At 55.4% G+C, this 19304-nt stretch carries 14 protein-coding genes; 10 read left to right on the top strand and 4 right to left on the bottom strand.

Going from position 1 to position 19304, the window contains the following annotated elements:
• Positions 1-110: 110 nt before the first annotated feature.
• On the top strand, positions 111-2513 hold the full coding sequence (gene malP, locus GW591_RS21010; protein WP_121020142.1) for a maltodextrin phosphorylase: 2403 nt from the start codon (positions 111-113) through the stop codon (positions 2511-2513).
• 9 nt (positions 2514-2522) lie between these two features.
• Complete coding sequence (malQ, locus tag GW591_RS21005; protein WP_013573869.1) at positions 2523-4613, top strand: 4-alpha-glucanotransferase; 2091 nt, start codon at positions 2523-2525, stop codon at positions 4611-4613.
• 269 nt (positions 4614-4882) lie between these two features.
• Here malQ and malG read toward each other — a convergent pair whose 3' ends face one another.
• The 3 genes from malG to malE form a co-directional block, all read right to left on the bottom strand.
• A complete protein-coding gene (gene malG / locus GW591_RS21000) occupies positions 4883-5773 on the bottom strand; it encodes a maltose ABC transporter permease MalG (RefSeq protein ID WP_013573871.1) in 891 nt (296 codons plus the stop codon).
• A 13-nt stretch (positions 5774-5786) separates the two neighbouring features.
• Entirely contained in the window at positions 5787-7331 is a 1545-nt protein-coding gene (gene malF, locus GW591_RS20995; RefSeq protein WP_013573872.1) for a maltose ABC transporter permease MalF, read from the bottom strand.
• Positions 7332-7402: 71 nt separating this feature from the next.
• Positions 7403-8602: a maltose/maltodextrin ABC transporter substrate-binding protein MalE gene (gene malE / locus GW591_RS20990; protein ID WP_013573873.1), complete on the bottom strand. Its 1200-nt coding sequence runs from the start codon at positions 8600-8602 to the stop codon at positions 7403-7405.
• A 366-nt stretch (positions 8603-8968) separates the two neighbouring features.
• Between malE and malK the strand changes: the two genes are divergently transcribed.
• The 8 genes from malK (at position 8969) to gdhA (ending at position 16784) form a co-directional block, all read left to right on the top strand.
• Complete coding sequence (gene malK, locus GW591_RS20985; RefSeq protein ID WP_013573874.1) at positions 8969-10078, top strand: maltose/maltodextrin ABC transporter ATP-binding protein MalK; 1110 nt, start codon at positions 8969-8971, stop codon at positions 10076-10078.
• 26 nt (positions 10079-10104) lie between these two features.
• Positions 10105-11403 (top strand): maltoporin, encoded by a 1299-nt coding sequence (locus GW591_RS20980; RefSeq protein ID WP_014411581.1) that lies wholly within the window; start codon positions 10105-10107, stop codon positions 11401-11403.
• 230 nt (positions 11404-11633) lie between these two features.
• Positions 11634-12530 (top strand): maltose operon protein MalM, encoded by an 897-nt coding sequence (malM, locus tag GW591_RS20975; protein ID WP_095923603.1) that lies wholly within the window; start codon positions 11634-11636, stop codon positions 12528-12530.
• 151 nt (positions 12531-12681) lie between these two features.
• Positions 12682-13521, top strand: a complete 840-nt coding sequence (locus tag GW591_RS20970; protein ID WP_112152061.1) for an AraC family transcriptional regulator — start codon at positions 12682-12684, stop codon at positions 13519-13521.
• Positions 13522-13572: 51 nt separating this feature from the next.
• The gene (locus GW591_RS20965) at positions 13573-14010 is read left to right on the top strand and encodes a DUF2000 domain-containing protein (RefSeq protein WP_112152062.1); all 438 of its coding nucleotides are present in this window, start codon (positions 13573-13575) and stop codon (positions 14008-14010) included.
• A gap of 70 nt (positions 14011-14080) precedes the next feature.
• Entirely contained in the window at positions 14081-14779 is a 699-nt protein-coding gene (locus tag GW591_RS20960) for an acid phosphatase (RefSeq protein ID WP_013573879.1), read from the top strand.
• A gap of 63 nt (positions 14780-14842) precedes the next feature.
• Positions 14843-15328, top strand: a complete 486-nt coding sequence (locus tag GW591_RS20955; RefSeq protein ID WP_013573880.1) for a methylated-DNA--[protein]-cysteine S-methyltransferase — start codon at positions 14843-14845, stop codon at positions 15326-15328.
• Between the two features lie 112 nt (positions 15329-15440).
• A complete protein-coding gene (gene gdhA, locus GW591_RS20950; protein WP_013573881.1) occupies positions 15441-16784 on the top strand; it encodes an NADP-specific glutamate dehydrogenase in 1344 nt (447 codons plus the stop codon).
• 69 nt (positions 16785-16853) lie between these two features.
• Here gdhA and GW591_RS20945 read toward each other — a convergent pair whose 3' ends face one another.
• Positions 16854-19124 carry a TonB-dependent siderophore receptor gene (locus GW591_RS20945; RefSeq protein WP_014411583.1) on the bottom strand — a complete coding sequence of 757 codons (2271 nt, stop codon included), beginning with the start codon at positions 19122-19124 and terminating at the stop codon, positions 16854-16856.
• Between the last annotated feature and the right edge of the window lie 180 nt (positions 19125-19304).

The following is a 19304-nucleotide window of genomic DNA, read 5'->3' as shown; positions in this document are numbered from 1 at the left end:
CCTCCCTGCCTAATCTTTTACGGGAGGATGCCGCTCACCGACATACGCGTCAGCATAGTGATAATCAACACCAGACTTTCCCTACAAATTTCCGGATAAAGAGGCATGTGATGCAGGTGACTTTAGATAAGACGCAGTTTTTAGCCGCGCTGAAACGCCAGTGGCAAGGGTTCGGTTTGCAGCAGGCACAGGATATGACACCGCACCAGTGGTGGCAGGCCACCAGTGCCGCATTATCTGAACAACTGAGCGCGCAACCGGCACCGGCGGCGGCGAAACAGCCGCAACGGCACGTTAACTATATTTCGATGGAATTCCTGATCGGGCGCCTGACCGCGAATAATCTGATCAATCTCGGCTGGTACGACACGGTCAGTCAGGCGCTGAAAGAGCAGGGTGTCGAGCTGGCCGACGTACTGGAGCAGGAAACCGATCCGGCGCTGGGCAATGGCGGATTAGGCCGTCTGGCTGCCTGTTTCCTCGATTCCATGGCGACCGTCGGGCAACCGGCCACCGGCTACGGTCTGAACTATCAGTACGGTCTTTTCCGCCAGTCGTTCAGCGAAGGCAAACAACAGGAAGCGCCGGATAACTGGCATCGCGAATGCTATCCGTGGTTCAGCCACAACAGCTCACTGTCCGTCGATGTGGCGTTTGGTGGCAAACTGACAAAAAACGAAAAGGGCGCTGAACAGTGGCATCCGGCGTTTACCCTGCGCGGTGAAGCCTGGGATCTGCCGGTGGTCGGGTACAAAAATGGCGTTACCCAGCCGCTGCGTCTGTGGCAGGCCACTGACGTGCATCCGTTCGATCTGACGCTGTTCAATGACGGTGAATTTCTTAAAGCCGAGCAAAAAGGCATTGATGCGGCAAAACTCACCAAAGTGCTGTATCCGAATGACAATCACGACGCCGGTAAACGCCTGCGCCTGATGCAGCAGTATTTCCAGTGCGCCTGCTCGGTGGCCGATATCCTGCGCCGCCATCACTTCCTTGGCCGTAAAATTGAGGATTTACCGAAATTTGAAGTCATCCAGCTCAATGACACGCACCCGACCATTGCCATTCCTGAGCTGTTGCGTATTTTGCTCGACGAACACCAGCTTGAATGGGACGCCGCCTGGGCGATCACCCGCCAGACGTTCGCGTACACCAACCACACGCTGATGCCGGAAGCGCTGGAGTGCTGGGATGAAAAACTGGTGCGCAGCCTGCTGCCGCGCCATTTCTCGCTGATCAAAGCCATCAACGCCCGCTTCAAAAAAGTGGTCGAAAAACAGTGGCCGGGTGACAAAGCTGTCTGGGAAAAACTGTCTGTCCATCAGAACAAACAAGTGCGGATGGCAAATCTGTGCGTGGTCAGTGGTTTTGCGGTGAACGGCGTGGCGGCGTTGCATTCCGAACTGGTGGTCAAAGACCTGTTCCCGGAATATCACCTGTTATGGCCGAATAAATTCCACAACGTGACCAACGGCATCACACCGCGCCGCTGGCTGAAACAGTGTAACCCGGCGCTGTCATCGCTGATTGATGACACCCTGAAAACCGAATGGGTGAATGACCTGGACGCGCTGAAAGGGCTGGAAAGTTCTGCGGATAATAAAAAATTCCGTCAGCGTTATCAGGCCATTAAGCGTGAGAACAAAATCAAACTGGCGCATTACGTGAAACAGGTGATGGGGCTGACCCTCAACCCTGATGCCATTTTCGACGTACAGATCAAACGTCTGCATGAATACAAACGCCAGCATCTGAATCTGCTGCACATTTTGTCGTTGTACCGTCAGTTGCGTGATAACCCGGAAATGGACATGGTGCCGCGTGTGTTCCTGTTCGGCGCGAAAGCGGCACCGGGTTATTACCTGGCGAAAAACATCATCTATGCCATCAACAAAGTCGCGGAAAAAGTGAATAACGATCCGCTGGTGCGTGACCGCATCAAAGTGGTGTTTATTCCGGATTACCGCGTGTCCGTGGCTGAACTGATGATCCCGGCGGCTGATGTTTCCGAGCAAATTTCTACCGCTGGTAAAGAAGCTTCCGGCACCGGCAACATGAAACTGGCACTGAACGGCGCGCTGACCGTCGGCACACTCGACGGCGCGAACGTTGAGATTGCTGAAGAGGTCGGGGAAGACAATATCTTCATCTTTGGTAACACCGTCGATCAGGTCAAAGCCTTGCAGGCGAAGGGCTACGATCCGCTTAAAATTCGCAAGAAAGACAAGCACCTGGATAAGATCCTCAAAGAACTGGAAAACGGCTTCTTCAGCAATGGCGACAAACAGGCCTTCAGCCTGATGCTCGACAGTTTGCTTGGCGGCGGCGACCCATATCTGGTGCTGGCTGACTTTGCCGATTACTGCGCGGCACAGCAAAAAGTCGACGCGTTGTATCGCGACCAGGACGAGTGGACCCGTAAAACTATCCTCAACACGGCCCGCGTAGGGATGTTCAGTTCCGACCGCTCGATCCGCGATTATCAGCAACGGATCTGGCAGGCGAAGCGATAAGGAGCCCGCATGGAGAACAAAGCACTGGAGCAGGCCGCCAGGGAGGCGGGGATTGCTTCTGGTTTTATTAATGCGCACGGCAAACAACAGGCAATCGCTTCCGAGACCAAGCGTGAACTGTTATCGGCGATGGGCTGGGTGGCGGGCAGCCGCCGCCCGGTTGCCACGCCGGTGCCGTCGGTCAAAGTGTTTGTCACCGGCAGCCGTCTGGCATTGCCGGTCGGCGGTGAAGGCGAATATGCCTGGACTCTGAAACTGGAAAGCGGCGTGACCCAAAAGGGGCGGATCAGCGGCAAAATGACGCTGGCACTCCCGGGTAAAATTCCTGCCGGTTATCACCAGCTGACGTTGACGCAGGACGCGCAACAGTGGGAGTGTCGGGTCATTGTCGCGCCGAAACGCTGTTACGAACCGGATGCGCTGCTGGCCGGTAAAAAACTGTGGGGCGCCTGCGTGCAGCTTTATACATTGCGCTCGGAAAATAACTGGGGCATCGGTGATTTTGGCGATCTCAATCTGATGCTGAAAAACGTCGCCGAACGCGGCGGCGCGTTTGTCGGGCTCAATCCGATCCACGCGCTGTATCCGGCGAATCCGGTGGCCGCCAGCCCTTACAGTCCGTCATCCCGCCGCTGGCTAAACGTGATTTATATCGACGTCGGCGCGGTAGATGATTTCCGGCAGAGCGATGCGGCGCAACAGTGGTGGCATCAGCCGCTGACGCAGCAACGTTTGCAGGCGGTGCGCGCCAATGACTGGGTGGATTACGCCAGCGTTATGCCGCTGAAATTAGAAGGATTACGGCTGGCTTACGCGCATTTTCAGGGACGTAAGGCGCAGGATCCGCAGGTGAAATCCCTGCGCAACTTCGTCAAACAGGGCGGTGAAAGCCTGTATCTGCAGGCTGCGTTTGATGCGCTTTACGAGCATCTGGCGAAAGAAAGTGATGTGGCACTTGGCTGGAACCGCTGGCCTGAAAAATATCATGATGCCCGTGGCCCGGCCGTGCGGGCGTTCTGCGAACAACATGCGCAGGATGTGGAGTTTTATCTGTGGCTGCAATGGCTGGCGGAAACCCAGTTTACGCAGTGCTATCACACCAGCCAGCGGCACGAGATGCCGATGGGGCTTTACCGTGATCTGGCGGTCGGCGTGGTGGCAGGCGGATCCGAAACCTGGGGCGACGGCGAACTGTATTGCCTGAAAGCTTCAGTGGGTGCACCGCCGGATATTCTCGGCCCGCTCGGTCAGAACTGGGATCTGCGCCCGATGGATCCGCATGTGATGGTGAGGCGCGGCTATCAGCCTTTTATCGATCTTCTGCGTTCCAACATGACGAGTTGCGGCGCGTTGCGCATCGATCATGTGATGGCGTTACTGCGCCTGTGGTGGATCCCGGCGGGTGAAACGGCGGATAAAGGTGCGTACGTGCAATATCCGGTGGATGATCTGCTGGCCATTTTAGCCCTGGAAAGCCAGCGTCACCGTTGCATGGTGATCGGCGAAGATCTGGGCACCGTACCGGTCGAGATCGTCAGCAAACTGCGCGAAAGCGGCGTGTATTCCTACAAAGTGCTGTATTTCGAGCGCGACGAGGAAAACAACTTCCGCGCGCCGCAGTCCTATCCGGTTCAGGCGATGGCCACGATTACTACGCACGACCTGCCGACGCTGCGCGGCTACTGGCAAAGCGACGATCTGGCGCTGGGAAAATCCCTCGGTTTGTACCGCGACGAGGCTGTTTTACAGGAGCTGTACGCCGACCGCGCCCGCGCACGTCAGGGGTTGCTTGATGGTCTGCATCATTACGGCTGCATCCCGAAGAAAACCGGGCATAAAGCCGCACTGATGGAAATGACGCCAATACTCAACCGTGGTCTGCAACGTTACGTTGCTGACAGTGCCTGTGCCTTGCTCGGCCTGCAACCGGAAGACTGGCTGGACATGGGCGCACCGGTTAACGTGCCCGGTACCAGCGATGAATATCCGAACTGGCGCCGTAAGCTCTCCCATACGCTCGAAGAGATGTTTGCCGACGAGCAGGTGAATAAGCTGATTAAAGACCTCGATAAACGCCGCCGGAAAGTATCGGTGAGCTGAAGCTGAAAGGAAGGAAGTGAAAAGGGGTTCTGCCTTAGGGCAGGACCCCTTTTTTATGGGCAACCGTTGGGATCGGATGGCCTGTATATGAATCCTAAGGTGGTCTGGTGATCGCTATACAGTCCATTGCCTCTTGTGAGCTCGCTGATACCTTTGCACCGACTATTTGGTTATTCCCGATCCCTCCATTGCATAAAAAAAGGCGGCTTATTCAGCCGCCCAAGACACAGGGAATTGATCAAGTATTACAAAGCGCATTAGCCTTACAGTTAACCTTTCACACCGCCTGCCGTTAAGCCGCCGACCAGCCAGCGTTGAGCAATCAGGAACACCGCCGTAATCGGGATAGCCGACAATATGGCTGCCGCCGCGAAATCACCCCACAGGTAATTTTGCGGGTTCAGATATTGCTGCATACCGACCGCCAGGGTGTAGCTGTTGACGTCACGCAGCAGTAACGACGCCACCGGCACTTCGGTGATGGCCGCAATGAACGACAGAATGAACACCACTGCCAGAATTGGCACAGACAGCGGCAGCAGAACCAGACGGAATGCCTGCCACGGGCTGGCGCCGTCCAGCGCAGCGGCTTCTTCCAGCGAACCGTCGATGGTTTCGAAATAGCCTTTGATCGTCCAGACGTGCAGGGCGATGCCGCCCATATAGGCGAAAATCACGCCGCCGTGGGTGTTCAGCCCGAGGAAGGGCACGTACATGCCGAGACGGTCGAACAGGGCGTATAGCGCCACCAGCGACAGCACCGCCGGGAACATCTGAAAAATCAGCATCCCTTTAAGCAGCGAACTTTTACCGCGGAATTTCATGCGGGCAAAGGCATAGGCGCAGGTGGTGGAAAGCGCGACGATGCCGACGGCGGTGATCACGGCGATCTTGATCGAATTCCACAGCCACAGCATCACCGGGAACGGCGGTGGCGTAACGCTGCCGTCGCTGTTGTTGACGGCAATGCCGAGCGCCAGTTTCCAGTGATCCCACGAGACCTGATCCGGGATCAGGCTGCCGGTGGCGAAGTTACCCGGACGCAGCGAGATGGCGAACACCATCAGCAACGGGAACAGGATCAGCGCCAGAAAGCACAGCAACAGCAGGTGTGTGACCAGCAATCTGACTTTCTGCGACTTCGGTTTAACCATAGGCATTGTTTGTTTCTCCTCAGTCGAATTTCATACGTGATGCTTTCAGGTTCACGACAGCCAGCGCTCCCACCAGCAGGAAGATTAGCGTGGCAATCGCTGCCGCCAGCCCGAAGTCCTGCCCGCCGCCGCCTTCAAAGGCGATGCGATAGGTGTAGCTGACCAGCAAATCGGTATGACCCGCTGGCGTGGTGGTGCCGAGCATGTCCGGCCCGCCGTTGGTCAGCAACTGGATCAGCACGAAGTTATTAAAGTTAAACGCGAAGCTGGCGATCATCAGTGGCGTCAGCGGTTTGATCAAAAGCGGCAGCGTGATGCGGAAGAAGTTCTGCATCGGCGTCGCGCCGTCCATAGCGGATGCTTCGTAAAGATCGTCCGGGATCGCTTTCAGCAGGCCCATGCACAGGATCATCATGTACGGATAACCGAGCCAGGTGTTGACGATGATGATCATGCTTTTGGCCGTCCATGGATCGCTGAACCACGCCGGTTTGATGCCAAACAGCGCGCTGAGCATCAGGTTGATCTCACCAAAACTCTGGTTGAATAACCCTTTGAAAATAAGAATCGAAATAAACGCAGGCACGGCGTAGGGCAGGATCAGCAGGATGCGGTACGCCGCTTTCCCTTTCAGTTCTTCCCACTGGACCACGCAGGCCAGCACCATACCGACAGCCACGGTGAGCACCACGGTCAGCAGGGCGAATACAACGGTCCAGACGAAAATCGACAGGAACGGTTTCTGGATCCCTTCGTCATGTAACACGCGAAGGAAGTTGCCCCAGCCGATGCCGACGGTAAAGCCGGGGCTGAGTTTTTCTGCCTGCCATTCGCCCTGAGCGTTCACTGCCTGATAGAAGCCGGTGTCCATGTTCGGGCGGTAAATCGTGCCGGTTTGCACATTGGTCAGCTGCTTCTTATCTTCACCGAGTTTGTACAGCGGCTGAGTGCCGGAGAACTGGCGCAGGGAACTCATGCGCAGCGTTTCGCCGTCGGGTAATTTCGCTGAGATCTGACCGAGGGCCAGACGGTTTTGTGTCACTACCCGCAACCCGGCTTTTTCAGCCGATGGCGCGGTTTGCGGCAGCATGTCCAGCGTTTGCGGCGCGGAAGCGTTGAAAGCAAAAGGCGGGGAAACCAGCGTCTCGCTGTTATCCGCCGACGTCAGTGCCAGTTGCCATCTATCGCCCGCAGGGAAGAGTGCGAAATTCAGCACCTTGCCGCCCTGGAATTCACGTCCCATGAGAACGGACTGCGCACGTTCAAAGGTCAGCTGGTTGGTGCTGCTGTAGTTAGTGAAGGCAATCGCGATGGTGCAGATCAGCGGAAACAACACAAATAACGACATCCCGGCCAGACCGGGGTACACGTAGCGCCACGAATACGCGCGGCGGTTGCCATAAATGTATAAGCCGACACCGGATAGGATCAGGGTTAGAACGGCAAAGAGGTATTCACCCTGCGCATACATCAGCACGATCAGATAACCGGTAAAGCAGGCGAGCAGGGCGATGATCAGCCACTTAAGCGCATTGCTGAACGGCCTTTTTTTGGCTACTGGCATAGGGACAATCCTTGTAGTGGCGGTACGGAGCAGGTTGGCTCCGTACCGTTCATTGAGCTAAAACGCAGGCATTACTTGGTAATGCGGGTTTCTACATCTTTCAGTGCTTGCGGAACGGTCTGACGGCCATTCACCGCGTTGATGATGGCGCTGCGTTCTGCGTACCAGAAGGCGCTCATCTGCGGGATGTTTGGCATGATTTCACCGTTCTTCGAGTTCGCCATGGTGGCAGCAATGCGCGGGTCTTTTTCCAGTTTCTCCTGATAAGACTTCAGCGCCACGGCACCCAGCGGTTTGTCCTTATTCACGACGGCCAGACCGTCGTCGGTGATCAGGTAGTTTTCCAGGAACTCTTTCGCCAGCTCTTTGTTCGGGCTGGCGGCGTTGATACCGGCTGTCAGCACGCCGACGAACGGTTTAGACGGCTTGCCGTGGAACGTTGGCAGCAACGTCACGCCGTAGTTGATTTTGCTCTTGTCGAGGTTTGACCACGCCCACGGACCGTCGATAGTCATTGCGGTCTGGCCTTTGTTAAAGGCGGCTTCAGCGATGGAGTAATCGGTGTCGGCGTTGATGTGTTTGTTTTTCACCAGATCGATGATGAATTGCAGGCCAGCCTGTGAACCTGCGTTATTCACGCCGGTGTCTTTGATGTTGTATTTGCCGTTTTCATACTTGAACGCATAACCGCCGTCAGCGGCGATGATTGGCCAGGTGAAGTACGGTTCCTGCAGGTTCCACATGATGGCGCTCTTGCCTGTGGCGCGCAGCTCTTTGTCCAGCGCCGGGATTTCTTCCCAGGTTTTTGGCGCTTCTTTAATGATGTCTTTATTGTAAATCAGTGACAGCGCTTCAACCGCGACCGGATAGCCGATCAGCTTGCCGTTGAAGGTGACCGCATCCCAGGTGAACGGGAACAGTTTGTCTTTGAAGGTCTGGTCCGGGCTGATTTCAGCCAGCAGACCGGATTGTGCGTAGCCGCCAAAACGGTCATGCGCCCAGAAGATGATGTCAGGGCCGCCGCCTGTGGCTGCCACTTGCGGGTATTTTTCTTCCAGCTTGTCCGGATGTTCTACCGTGACTTTAATGCCGGTGTCTTTTTCAAATTTCTTACCGACTTCCGCCAGGCCGTTATAGCCCTTGTCACCGTTGATCCAGATGACCAGCTTTCCTTCTTCTATTTTGGCGAACGCGGAAGATGACAACACCAGCGTAGCCAGCGCCGAGAGTGCCAGTGTGTGTTTAACAATCTTTTTAATGCTGAGGGTCATAATCCAATCCTTTTGTAGTCGGTTTTTTTATCGTCTGAGACGGAAAAGACAGGGTACGACGCCAGTGTGGATTTAACCTGTCACAGCTTCATCATCCCCCCCTCTACGCCCCCACCTCTCAGAATGTGATCCCACCGACACTCTCAGGCGTTATGTGGTTCATCACTCAAAAATATGGTTCGTTTTTTGCCATTCAGATCACGAATTTGATTTTTGCTGTGAACTTTCATCCGGTTGCGGTGAATCGTCATCCTCCCTGCTCCTCCCCCATGAAAAACTTTGTTACGGATGATTACGGTTACCGGCTAATCCTTCACTCTTCGTTGCATTGAGTTTTCTCGCTGGCAGCAAGTACAGGAGTTCAGGATGGCGAGCGTTTCCCTTAACAGCGTGTACAAAGCCTTTGGCGACACCGTGATTTCCAGCGACATCAACCTGGAAATAGAAGAAGGCGAGTTTGTGGTGTTCGTCGGGCCGTCCGGCTGTGGTAAATCCACTCTGCTGCGCATGATTGCAGGCCTGGAAGACATCACGTCCGGTGAATTGAAGATTGGCGATAAACGCATGAATGAAGTGCCGCCCGCCGATCGTGGCATCGGCATGGTGTTCCAGTCTTATGCGCTTTATCCGCATCTGTCTGTGGCAGAAAACATGTCCTTCGGCCTGAAGCTGGCGGGGGCGAAAAAAGCCGAGATCAATCAGCGGGTGAATCAGGTTTCCGAAGTGTTGCAACTGGCGCATTTGCTGGACAGACGCCCGAAAGCGCTTTCCGGCGGACAACGTCAGCGCGTGGCGATTGGCCGTACGCTGGTTGCCGAGCCGACGGTTTTTCTGCTCGATGAACCGCTTTCTAACTTAGATGCTGCGCTGCGTGTGCAGATGCGTATTGAGATTTCACGCCTGCATAAGCGCCTGAAACGCACCATGATTTACGTGACCCACGATCAGGTCGAAGCGATGACGCTGGCCGACAAAATCGTGGTACTCGATGCCGGGCATATCGCGCAGGTCGGTAAGCCGCTCGAGCTGTATCACTATCCTGCCAACCGCTTTGTCGCCGGTTTTATCGGCTCACCCAAAATGAATTTCCTGCCGGTGAAAGTCACCGCTGCTGAGCCTGCGCGCGTACAGGTCGAATTGCCGAACCGCCAGCAAGTCTGGCTGCCGGTGGAAGGGACCGACGTGAAAGTCGGCAGCAACCTGTCACTGGGTATCCGCCCTGAACATCTTCTGCCAAGCGACGTCGCTGAAGTGACGCTTTCCGGCGAAGTGCAGGTCGTCGAGCAACTGGGTAACGAAACACAGATCCACATCCAAATTCCGGCAATTCGTCAGAACCTGGTGTACCGCCAGAACGACGTGGTGCTGGTAGAAGAAGGTGCAACATTCGCCATCGGTTTGCCGCCACACCGCTGCCATCTGTTCCGCGAAGACGGAACGGCATGTCGCCGGTTACACCCCGAACCTGGTGTTTGAAAGCACGCGATCCCCTACAGGAGAAAATGATGATCACAATGCGTAGTTCTTCCCTGGCGCTGGCAGTGGCTGCTGGCATCCTTTCTACACAAGCAATGGCGGTGGATTTCACAGGTTATGCCCGTTCGGGTATTGGCTGGACCGGCAGCGGCGGCGAGCAGCAATGTTTCAAAGCGACAGGTGCAGACAGCAAATACCGTCTCGGTAACGAATGTGAGACGTATGCAGAGTTGAAACTGGGTCAGGAAGTGTGGAAAGAAGGGGATAAGAGCTTCTACTTCGACACCAACGTGGCGTATTCCGTTTCTCAACAGAACGACTGGGAGTCAACCGATCCGGCTTTCCGCGAAGCAAACGTGAAGGGTAAGAACCTGATCGAATGGCTGCCGGGTTCGACTATGTGGGCCGGTAAGCGTTTCTACCAACGTCATGACGTTCACATGATCGACTTCTACTACTGGGATATTTCAGGTCCTGGTGCGGGTCTGGAAGATATCGATCTGGGCTTCGGTAAACTGTCTCTGGCTGCCACCCGTAACACCGAAAGCGGCGGTTCATACGGTTATATCGCTGACCAGCGTAATGAAGTGCCTACCTCCAACGACGTGTTCGACGTGCGTCTGGCAGGCCTGCAAACTAACCCGGGCGGTGTGCTGGAGTTAGGGGTGGATTACGGTCGTGCTAACGCGCGTGATGGTTATTCACTGGCTGACGATGCGACCAAAGACGGCTTCCTGGTCACTGCGGAACATACGCAAAGTATTTACAACGGCTATAACAAATTCGTGCTGCAATATGCCGCAGATTCCATGACGGATCCGGGTCAGGGCGCGGCGAACGGCCACTCGAATGGTGCCGCCATCAACAACAACGGCAGCATGGTGCGTGTGCTCGACCACGGTGCTATCGACTTCAACGACACCTGGAGCCTGATGTACGTGGCGATGTATCAGGACGTTGACCGCGATAACAACAACGGCACCACCTGGTACACCGTCGGTGTCCGTCCGATGTACAAATGGACCCCGATCATGAGCACCTTGCTGGAAGTCGGTTACGACAACGTGAAATCCCAGCGTACCGGCGACAAAAACGGCCAGTACAAAGTCACCCTGGCGCAACAATGGCAGGCGGGCGACAGCATCTGGTCACGTCCGGCCATCCGCGTGTTTGCCACTTATGCGAACTGGGATGAAAAATGGGGCTACGACACTGACAGCGGCGCAAACAATGGCTTAGCGATGAACGACACCAGCACGACCACATACAGCCGTGGTAATGACGACGAAATAACCTTCGGCGCCCAAATGGAAATCTGGTGGTAATTTTTTCCTTCCTCCTTCGCGCTGCCGATGCGTTGGCTGCGCGTCCTCGCCCCGGTCACGTAGTTGTCTACGCTCCCGGGGACTTGGACGCTTGCCGCCTTCCGGCAACCCGAAAGAGTTTGGAAAAATGGCAATGTAAGCTTTAAAAAAACGCAGTAAAGAAGATGTGCTGGCTGGCGGATTATCGCTGATGACCGCCAGCCTTCATGGTGATTTCAAAGGAAACAATAATGAAAAAGAATCTGCTGTCACTGTGTCTGTCGCTGAGCCTGTTGGCTGCTGCCCCTGCGGTGGTGAACGCTGCGCAAAATGATGCGAATACTGCACCGGCTATTTCCAGCCAGACCTTACGCAACCTTTCATGGACGCCGCTGGTTCCGCCAGTGACGCAGGATGTAACGCTGGGGACGTCCAGTGTTGAAATCAATCAGGGTGAGATTCAGGGCGCCGTCGGGGCTTTCGCTTTACCTGCTGACCGGGGTTCGCTTGAAATTACGCTGACCAGTATCGCGACCGGTAAAACCGTGTATGCGCCAAATGTTCTGGTGCTGGATGAGCAGATGCGTCCGGCTGCGTTTTACCCTTCCAGCTATTTCCCGTATCAGAAACCAGGTATCGTCTCGAGCGATCGTCTGGAAGGCACACTGAAACTGACGCCGGCACTGGGTCAGAAACAAATTTATCTGCTGGTGTACACCACCCGTCAGGACTTAGCTGAGACCACGCAGATGGTGAACCCGGCGAAAGCCTTCGCCGCTGGCGTGGGTAACGCGGTGCCGGATATCCCGGATCCGATTGCCCGTCATACCCCGACCGGCACACTGAGTCTGAAAGTCACTGCCGAGCAGAAAACCGGTAACGTGATGATTGGTCAGATCTTCCCGTCTTCCGCACCGGCAGCCGCTGCACCCGTGGTGGTCGGCAGCACACAAGCGCCTGCACCTGCGGCGGCTCCGGCTAAACCGAGCGAGCCAATGCTCAGCGATTCAGAAACCTACTTTAACGATGCGATTAAGAAAGCAGTGAAAGCAGGGGACGTCGATAAAGCCCTGAAATTGCTGGACGAAGCCGAACGTCTGGGTTCCAAAACCGCCCGTAAAACCTTTATTGAAAGCGTGAAGCACTAAGTTTTTCAGCGCCTCCCCCGAGAAAAAGCTGGCAGTTTTTTCAGCTCCTCCCCCTGCGAAGGGGGAGGCCGGGAGGGGGTTTTAAACCCACCGAGTTTTATTCACTCCGCCTATTTGTTACCCTGTTGTTAATTCATTCAGCGGGGGATGTATGGCGTCTGCAAACTGGGTCGATTTATCGAAAGATAAAGACAGCGGGATCGAGACGATCCACGCCCATTTCGAAGGCCATGCTTACGATCCCCACTGGCATGACAGTTATCTGGTCGGTGTCACTCAGTACGGTTTGCAGCAGTTCAGTTGTCGCCGCCAGAAACATCAAAGCCTGCCGGGCAAAGTCTTTATGCTCGAACCGGGCGAAATCCATGACGGCGATGCGGTGCAGCCCGGCGGTTTTACCTATCACATGCTGTATCTCGATCCGCAATGGCTGAGCCGCGAGCTGGCGGCACGGCGCGATTCCCTTTCTCCGGCCGGTGATCCGAGTTTCGAAAATACCTTAGCGCAGGATCCGCAACTGGCGCAGGCGACGTCACGGGCTTTTCAGGCGCTGCACGGCAAAGACCTGCGCATTGTCCGCCAGACCGCGCTCGACGGCTTGCTCTGTGCACTGGGCGGCCATCTCACCTGGCAGCCGCCGCGACTTCAGGGGCATGCGCCCTGGTCGCGGTTGGCGCATCAGGCGCGGGAATATCTGCATGCCCACTTGCACGAAGACATCGGCCTCGAACAACTGGCAGCGGCGACCGGCGAAAGCCGCTTTGTGGTCAGCCGTGCGTTTAAAGCTGAATTCGGATTGCCGCCGCACGCCTATCTTATTCAGCTGAAACTGACCCGCGCCCGTGAAGGGCTGGCGCTCGGGCGCACACCGGCTGACGTGGCGGCTGATTTAGGTTTTGCTGATCAGAGCCATCTCGGGCGCTGGTTCCGCCGCGCCTATCAGCTCACGCCAGCACATTACCGGCGTCTGTGCACAAATCTTCCAGATTGAGAAAAAGTGACGGGTTAAGCTCATGTTTCAACTGAACCGGAGCCTGCCATCATGAATACGCCTGCAACCATTCTGCCTTCGTCACCGGAACGCTGCGTGATTGTCATCAACCAGCAACTTGCCGCCGGACATGCCGCCAATGCCGCCGCCGTTCTGGCCCTGACGCTCGGGCAACGCCATCCGTCGCTGGTGGGCGAGCCGCTGATTGACGCTGATAACCGCGTGCATCCGGGGCTGATCCCGATTGGCATCAGCGTGCTGGTTGCCGACAGCGAACAGCTCACGCACCTTCATCAGCACCTGCTTCATGATGACGAAATGGACGGAATTATTTTTCCGGTCGAAGGACAGCAAACCACGGATTACGCCGCGTTTCGCGAAGCGGTGTCTGTTGTGCCGACGGACAACCTGCAACTGCTGGGCATTGCGCTGGCGGGTAAAAAGAAAGTGGTGCGCAAGCTGACCGGAAAACTCGGTTTGCTCGGCTGATGTTTGTCATTTAAGCGTCACACTTGTTCTCTACTCTCCTGATATTCAAACTAATATCAGGAGTTTTCCCGTGCGTAAGTCCCTCGTTGCTCTGCTGCTTTTCACCCTCGGTTCCACTTTTGTCGTTCAGGCGGCTGACGAAGCCAAACCCTTTATCACCAGCCAGGAACTGGATCTGACGAAATATCTGCCCGCGCCACCGGCGGATGATTCGGCGCAGACCAAAGCGGAACTGAAAGAATTGCTGGAAATTCAGGCCACCCGTACGCCGGAGCAGGAAAAAGCGGCGATTGCTGATGCTGAAGAAAACGTCTGGCGTTTTGCCGATGTGATGGGGCCGGACTTTGATGCTGCGAAACTGCCGAAAACCGCTGCGCTGTTTGATCGTATTGTGGCGACCGAAGACGTGGTGGACGATCACGCCAAGAAAGCCTTTAACCGCCCGCGTCCTTATATGCTCGATGAACAAATTCATCCGCTGCTGAAAAAATCCAAATCCGGCTCATGGCCTTCCGGTCATTCTACTATCGGCTATCTGATGGCGACGGTGCTGGGCGAAATGGTGCCGGAAAAACGCAACGCGCTGTTCACCCGGGCGGCCGGTTACGCCGAAAACCGTCTGGTAGCAGGTTTCCATTACCGTTCTGATACCGTGATGAGTCGCACCGGTGCTGCACTGATCGCGCAAAAAATGGAAGAACAGCCAGATTTCAAAACCGAATTCGACGCGGCGAAAGCGGAACTTCGCGCACAGTTGGGCCTGAAATAATTTTCGTCAGTTCCTGCCTTTCCGGTAAAGTGTGGGGCGTAAAACTTGCAGAGGAAGGGACTGATGGAAAACAGATTCAAGCGGATGGCATCGCCAGTCGGGTTACTCACACTGGCGGCGAAAGGCGATAAGCTGACCGCTATTTTGTGGGAATGTGAAATCGACGGGCGCGTGCCGTTGGGCGATATGATTGAAGACCCGTCGTTTCCGATCTTGCTGAAAACCGAACAACAGCTGAACGAATATTTTGCCGGTAAGCGTACCCGTTTTGAGCTGGAACTCGATTTCACCGGCACCGAATTCCAGAAAGAAGTCTGGGCGGCGTTGCTGGAAATTCCGTTTGGTGAAACGCGCAGCTACGGCGAGATCGCCCGTCGTATCGGTCGCCCGAAAGCGGTTCGTGCCGTGGGCGCGGCCAATGGCCGCAACCCGATTTCTATCGTGGCGCCGTGTCACCGGGTGATTGGTGCTTCCGGGAAATTAACCGGCTTTGCTGGCGGGCTGGACAACAAGTTGTTGTTACTGAAGCTGGAAGGTCGTAAATCTTAGGGTTTTTATTGGGAAATAAATTGCTTGATGTCCGCTTGTCAGTCGATGCATAGTCAAAAAATAAGCAGTAAATAAAAAAGACAACATCACTTACAAACGGAGTTTTACCTTAATGGATCAGATTCAATCCCTCGAACAGTTCTTATCCTCAGTTCAGCAACGCGACCCGCATCAGGTCGAATTCTCCCAGGCCGTACGTGAAGTTATGACCACGCTATGGCCTTTCCTCGAACAAAATCCGCAATACCGCCGTTCTGCTTTACTCGAACGTCTGGTGGAGCCGGAACGTGTCATTCAGTTCCGTATCGCGTGGGTGGATGACAAAAATCAGGTGCAGGTGAACCGTGGCTGGCGTGTACAGTTCAGCTCGGCGATTGGCCCGTATAAAGGCGGCATGCGTTTCCATCCGTCGGTCAATTTATCGATTCTCAAATTCCTTGGTTTTGAGCAGACCTTTAAAAATGCCCTGACCACGTTGCCAATGGGCGGCGGAAAGGGCGGCAGTGATTTCAATCCGAAAGGCAAAAGCGAAGGCGAGATCATGCGTTTCTGTCAGGCGCTGATGCTGGAACTTTACCGTCATCTCGGCCCGGATACTGATGTGCCTGCGGGGGATATCGGCGTCGGCGGGCGTGAAGTCGGCTATATGGCGGGGATGATGAAAAAACTCTCCAACAACACTGCCAGCGTGTTCACCGGCAAAGGGTTGTCGTTCGGCGGCAGCCTGATCCGCCCGGAAGCCACAGGTTATGGCCTGATCTATTTCACTGAATCGATGCTTAAACGCCATGGCCTGGATTTCGAAGGTATGCGCGTGGCGGTGTCTGGTTCCGGTAACGTCGCACAATATGCAATTGAAAAAGCCATGTCACTGGGCGCACGGGTGATTACGGCGTCAGATTCTAACGGTACTGTCGTCGATGAAGCAGGCTTTACTCCTGAGAAACTGGCGCTGCTGACCGAAATCAAAGCCAGCCGCGATGGTCGCGTGGCGGATTACGCGCAAAAACTCGGGCTGACGTATCTTGAAGGGCAGCAGCCTTGGAACGTGCCGGTGGATATCGCGCTGCCTTGCGCCACGCAAAATGAACTGGATGCGGATGCGGCACGCGTGCTGATCGCCAATGGCGTGAAAGCGGTAGCCGAAGGCGCGAATATGCCAACCACGATTGAAGCGACGGATTTGTTCACCGACGCGGGCGTGTTGTTCGCACCGGGCAAAGCGGCGAACGCCGGTGGCGTGGCAACGTCAGGGCTGGAGATGGCGCAGAACGCTGCGCGTCTGAGCTGGAAAGCCGAAGAAGTGGATGCGCGTTTGCGTCACATCATGCTGGATATTCACCAGTCGTGTGTCGAATACGGCGGCAAAAGCCAGCAGACGCAGTATGTCCGTGGCGCAAATATCGCCGGCTTCGTCAAAGTCGCTGATGCCATGCTGGCGCAGGGCGTGCTGTAAGCCCAAAGTCAGGTTTCAGACACAACAAAGCCACCTTTGCAGGTGGCTTTTTTTATGTGGGCAACATACTCAGAAGTGCGTATTCAGGCTCATATAGAACGTGCGGCCCGGCTCGTTGTAGGTTGCCGCGCCTGCGCCGTACATATAGGCGCCGGTGGTGGCATTACCCACGGTCTGGGCATTACCCGCACGGAACTGGCGTTTGTCGAAGACGTTATCAATACCCGCCGTGACGCTGACATTTTTGGTCGCGGTGTAGGTGCCGCTCATGCCGACCACAGAATACGGGCTGACTTCATTCTTCTCACTGCCGGTGACGGCTTCACCTTTGTAGTTGTATTTCTTCGGCTTCTGACGGCCATACCAGGTCAGGGTAGATTGCAGAGAGAGATCTTCCGTCGCCTGCCAGCTCAGCGTGGAGTTGATGGTAAATTCCGGGATGATCGACAGATAATCGCCGGTCTCTTTGTTTTTACTTTCAATCATGTACGTGCCGTTGTTATTCCAGGAAACGGTGCTGCTGACCGGAATATTCAGCGTGCCCTCCAGCCCCTGAACCACGGCTTTCGGCACGTTTTCCCATTTATATACATCAGTTGTGCCGGTGGAGGACGTGCCGGTTGGCAGATAACCGGATTCGATTTTGTTGCGATAATCGTTGCGGAAATAGGTCACGCCCGCCTGATAACCGTTGCGGTGGAATTCCAGTCCGATCTCTTTGTTAACGCTGGTTTCCGCATCCAGATCTTTATTCCCCACCAGATAACAACCGCCGCCGCTGGCCGCACAACCCTGGCCTTTACTGTACAGCACGTAGTTCGGGTTGGTCTGATACAGGCTCGGCGCTTTATAGGCGCGGGCGATACCCATTTTCAGGGTGAAATCGTCGCCCAGTTCCTGAGACAGGTTCAGCGACGGGCTCCAGTTATTGCCGACAATGGAGTGATGGTCGAAACGCAGACCCGGCACCAGCATGGTGCTGTCGGTCAGCTCAATATTATCTTCGGCAAACAGCGAGAAAATCTCTGCCTGAGAATAGGGGCTGCGGTTGGTGCTGTCGGTACCGGCAATCGCGCCGCCGAGCATAGCCTGCGTGTTGGAAGACGGATCTTTCATCTTCTGCTGGTTCCATTCCGTGCCGAACGTCGCGGTTTGCGGCACGCCCAGTTCAAACGGAATACTGACTTCGCTGTGCGCCAGAATGTCGCCCAGTGCGATGGTGTTGAAGTCTTCGTCAGAGAAGATGCCTTCGGTACCGCCCGCCAGCCCTTCATCCATGCGCGAGTTACGGGTTTTTTCGTACTGCACGTAGTTGTTGGTGGTCACACCGTTATCCCACGCGCCTTTGTAGGTCACCGAGTAGGACTGGCGGTAAATGCGGTTAGTCTCTTCACCGTACATGCTTTTCACCAAATCACTGGTGTTGGTGTTCTGCGTGTCGCCTGCGTACAGGTTGCCCTGACGGCTGTTGGACACTTCAAATTCCAGCGACTGCATACGGGCAAAATCCCAGTGCAACAGGGCGTCGATATTCTTATCGATCACGCCTTCGCGACCTGCCGGAACGGTGTCGGCATAGGTGCCGGTACGCTCAGACTGATGACCCTCGTTGATATATTGCGCGTCAGCCTGCGTTTTGCTGTAGCCACCGAACAGGCGGAAACTGAACTGATCGTTGAGCGGGCCGGAGAGGCTGAAATCGGTACGTTTGGTCGAGCCTTCGTCCTTATGTTGTGGTGCGTTCAGATAGGTATTCCAGGAACCGTGCCACTCCTGAGTGTCTTTTTTAGTGATGATGTTCACCACGCCACCCGCCGCGCCGTTACCGTAACGCGCCGCCGCCGGGCCGCGGATCACTTCGATGCGCTCGATCATATCGGGCGGAACCCAGCTTGTGTCGCCGCGGGTATCACGCTCACCGCGCCAGCCCTGACGCACTGAGTTGCGGCTGTTCACCGGCTTACCGTCGATCAGGATTAAGGTATTTTCCGGGCCCATACCCCGGATGTCGATCTGGCGGTTATTACCGCGCTGGCCGCTGGTAGAGTTGCCGGTCAGGTTTACGCCGGGCATGGTGCGGATAAGTTCGTTGATGTCGCGTGCCGGAGGGCGTTTTTGGATTTCATCAGAAGTGATGGTGGAAACGCCGGGAGCCTGAAGGTTTTGCTGTGCGGCGGTGACAACCAGTGTGTCGCTGGTGTCTTCCTGTGTTTCTGCGGTGTTCTGGCTGGCGTCTGTTGTGCGGGTTGTGGTGCTTTCTGCCGCGCTGACGGGCAAAGAAAGTGCTGATCCCAGCCCGATTAAGGTTGCCAGAGAATAGTGTGGTAGCCTGCTTTTCATAGTGGATTCTGCCCTGAAATCCATCCGTTCCTGCAAAACAGATTTAGTGAACAGGAGGATGGCCTGTTGTGTGTGTATTTTTATCGTCCCGTTTACGGGCGGTAACACACTATTGCAAATGCAAACAATTATCAATACGATTCCCATTCATAATTTGCAGGAAGCAGGTCAATTATTCTG

The sequence above is a fragment of the Rahnella aceris genome (genome assembly GCF_011684115.1).
In the GTDB taxonomy this organism is placed as follows: domain Bacteria; phylum Pseudomonadota; class Gammaproteobacteria; order Enterobacterales; family Enterobacteriaceae; genus Rahnella; species Rahnella aceris.
This window is presented reverse-complemented; position numbering and strand designations above follow the sequence as displayed.

Excerpts from the sequence above, each read along its gene's own strand:
- malP (WP_121020142.1), top strand. The coding sequence starts at position 111 with ATGCAGGTGACTTTAGATAAGACGCAGTTTTTAGCCGCGCTGAAACGC.
- malK (WP_013573874.1), top strand. The coding sequence starts at position 8,969 with ATGGCGAGCGTTTCCCTTAACAGCGTGTACAAAGCCTTTGGCGACACC.
- gdhA (WP_013573881.1), top strand. The coding sequence starts at position 15,441 with ATGGATCAGATTCAATCCCTCGAACAGTTCTTATCCTCAGTTCAGCAA.
- GW591_RS20945 (WP_014411583.1), bottom strand. The coding sequence starts at position 19,124 with ATGAAAAGCAGGCTACCACACTATTCTCTGGCAACCTTAATCGGGCTG.
- malE (WP_013573873.1), bottom strand. The coding sequence starts at position 8,602 with ATGACCCTCAGCATTAAAAAGATTGTTAAACACACACTGGCACTCTCG.
- malG (WP_013573871.1), bottom strand. The coding sequence starts at position 5,773 with ATGCCTATGGTTAAACCGAAGTCGCAGAAAGTCAGATTGCTGGTCACA.
- malF (WP_013573872.1), bottom strand. The coding sequence starts at position 7,331 with ATGCCAGTAGCCAAAAAAAGGCCGTTCAGCAATGCGCTTAAGTGGCTG.
- GW591_RS20965 (WP_112152062.1), top strand. The coding sequence starts at position 13,573 with ATGAATACGCCTGCAACCATTCTGCCTTCGTCACCGGAACGCTGCGTG.
- GW591_RS20955 (WP_013573880.1), top strand. The coding sequence starts at position 14,843 with ATGGAAAACAGATTCAAGCGGATGGCATCGCCAGTCGGGTTACTCACA.
- malM (WP_095923603.1), top strand. The coding sequence starts at position 11,634 with ATGAAAAAGAATCTGCTGTCACTGTGTCTGTCGCTGAGCCTGTTGGCT.
- malQ (WP_013573869.1), top strand. The coding sequence starts at position 2,523 with ATGGAGAACAAAGCACTGGAGCAGGCCGCCAGGGAGGCGGGGATTGCT.
- GW591_RS20980 (WP_014411581.1), top strand. The coding sequence starts at position 10,105 with ATGATGATCACAATGCGTAGTTCTTCCCTGGCGCTGGCAGTGGCTGCT.
- GW591_RS20970 (WP_112152061.1), top strand. The coding sequence starts at position 12,682 with ATGGCGTCTGCAAACTGGGTCGATTTATCGAAAGATAAAGACAGCGGG.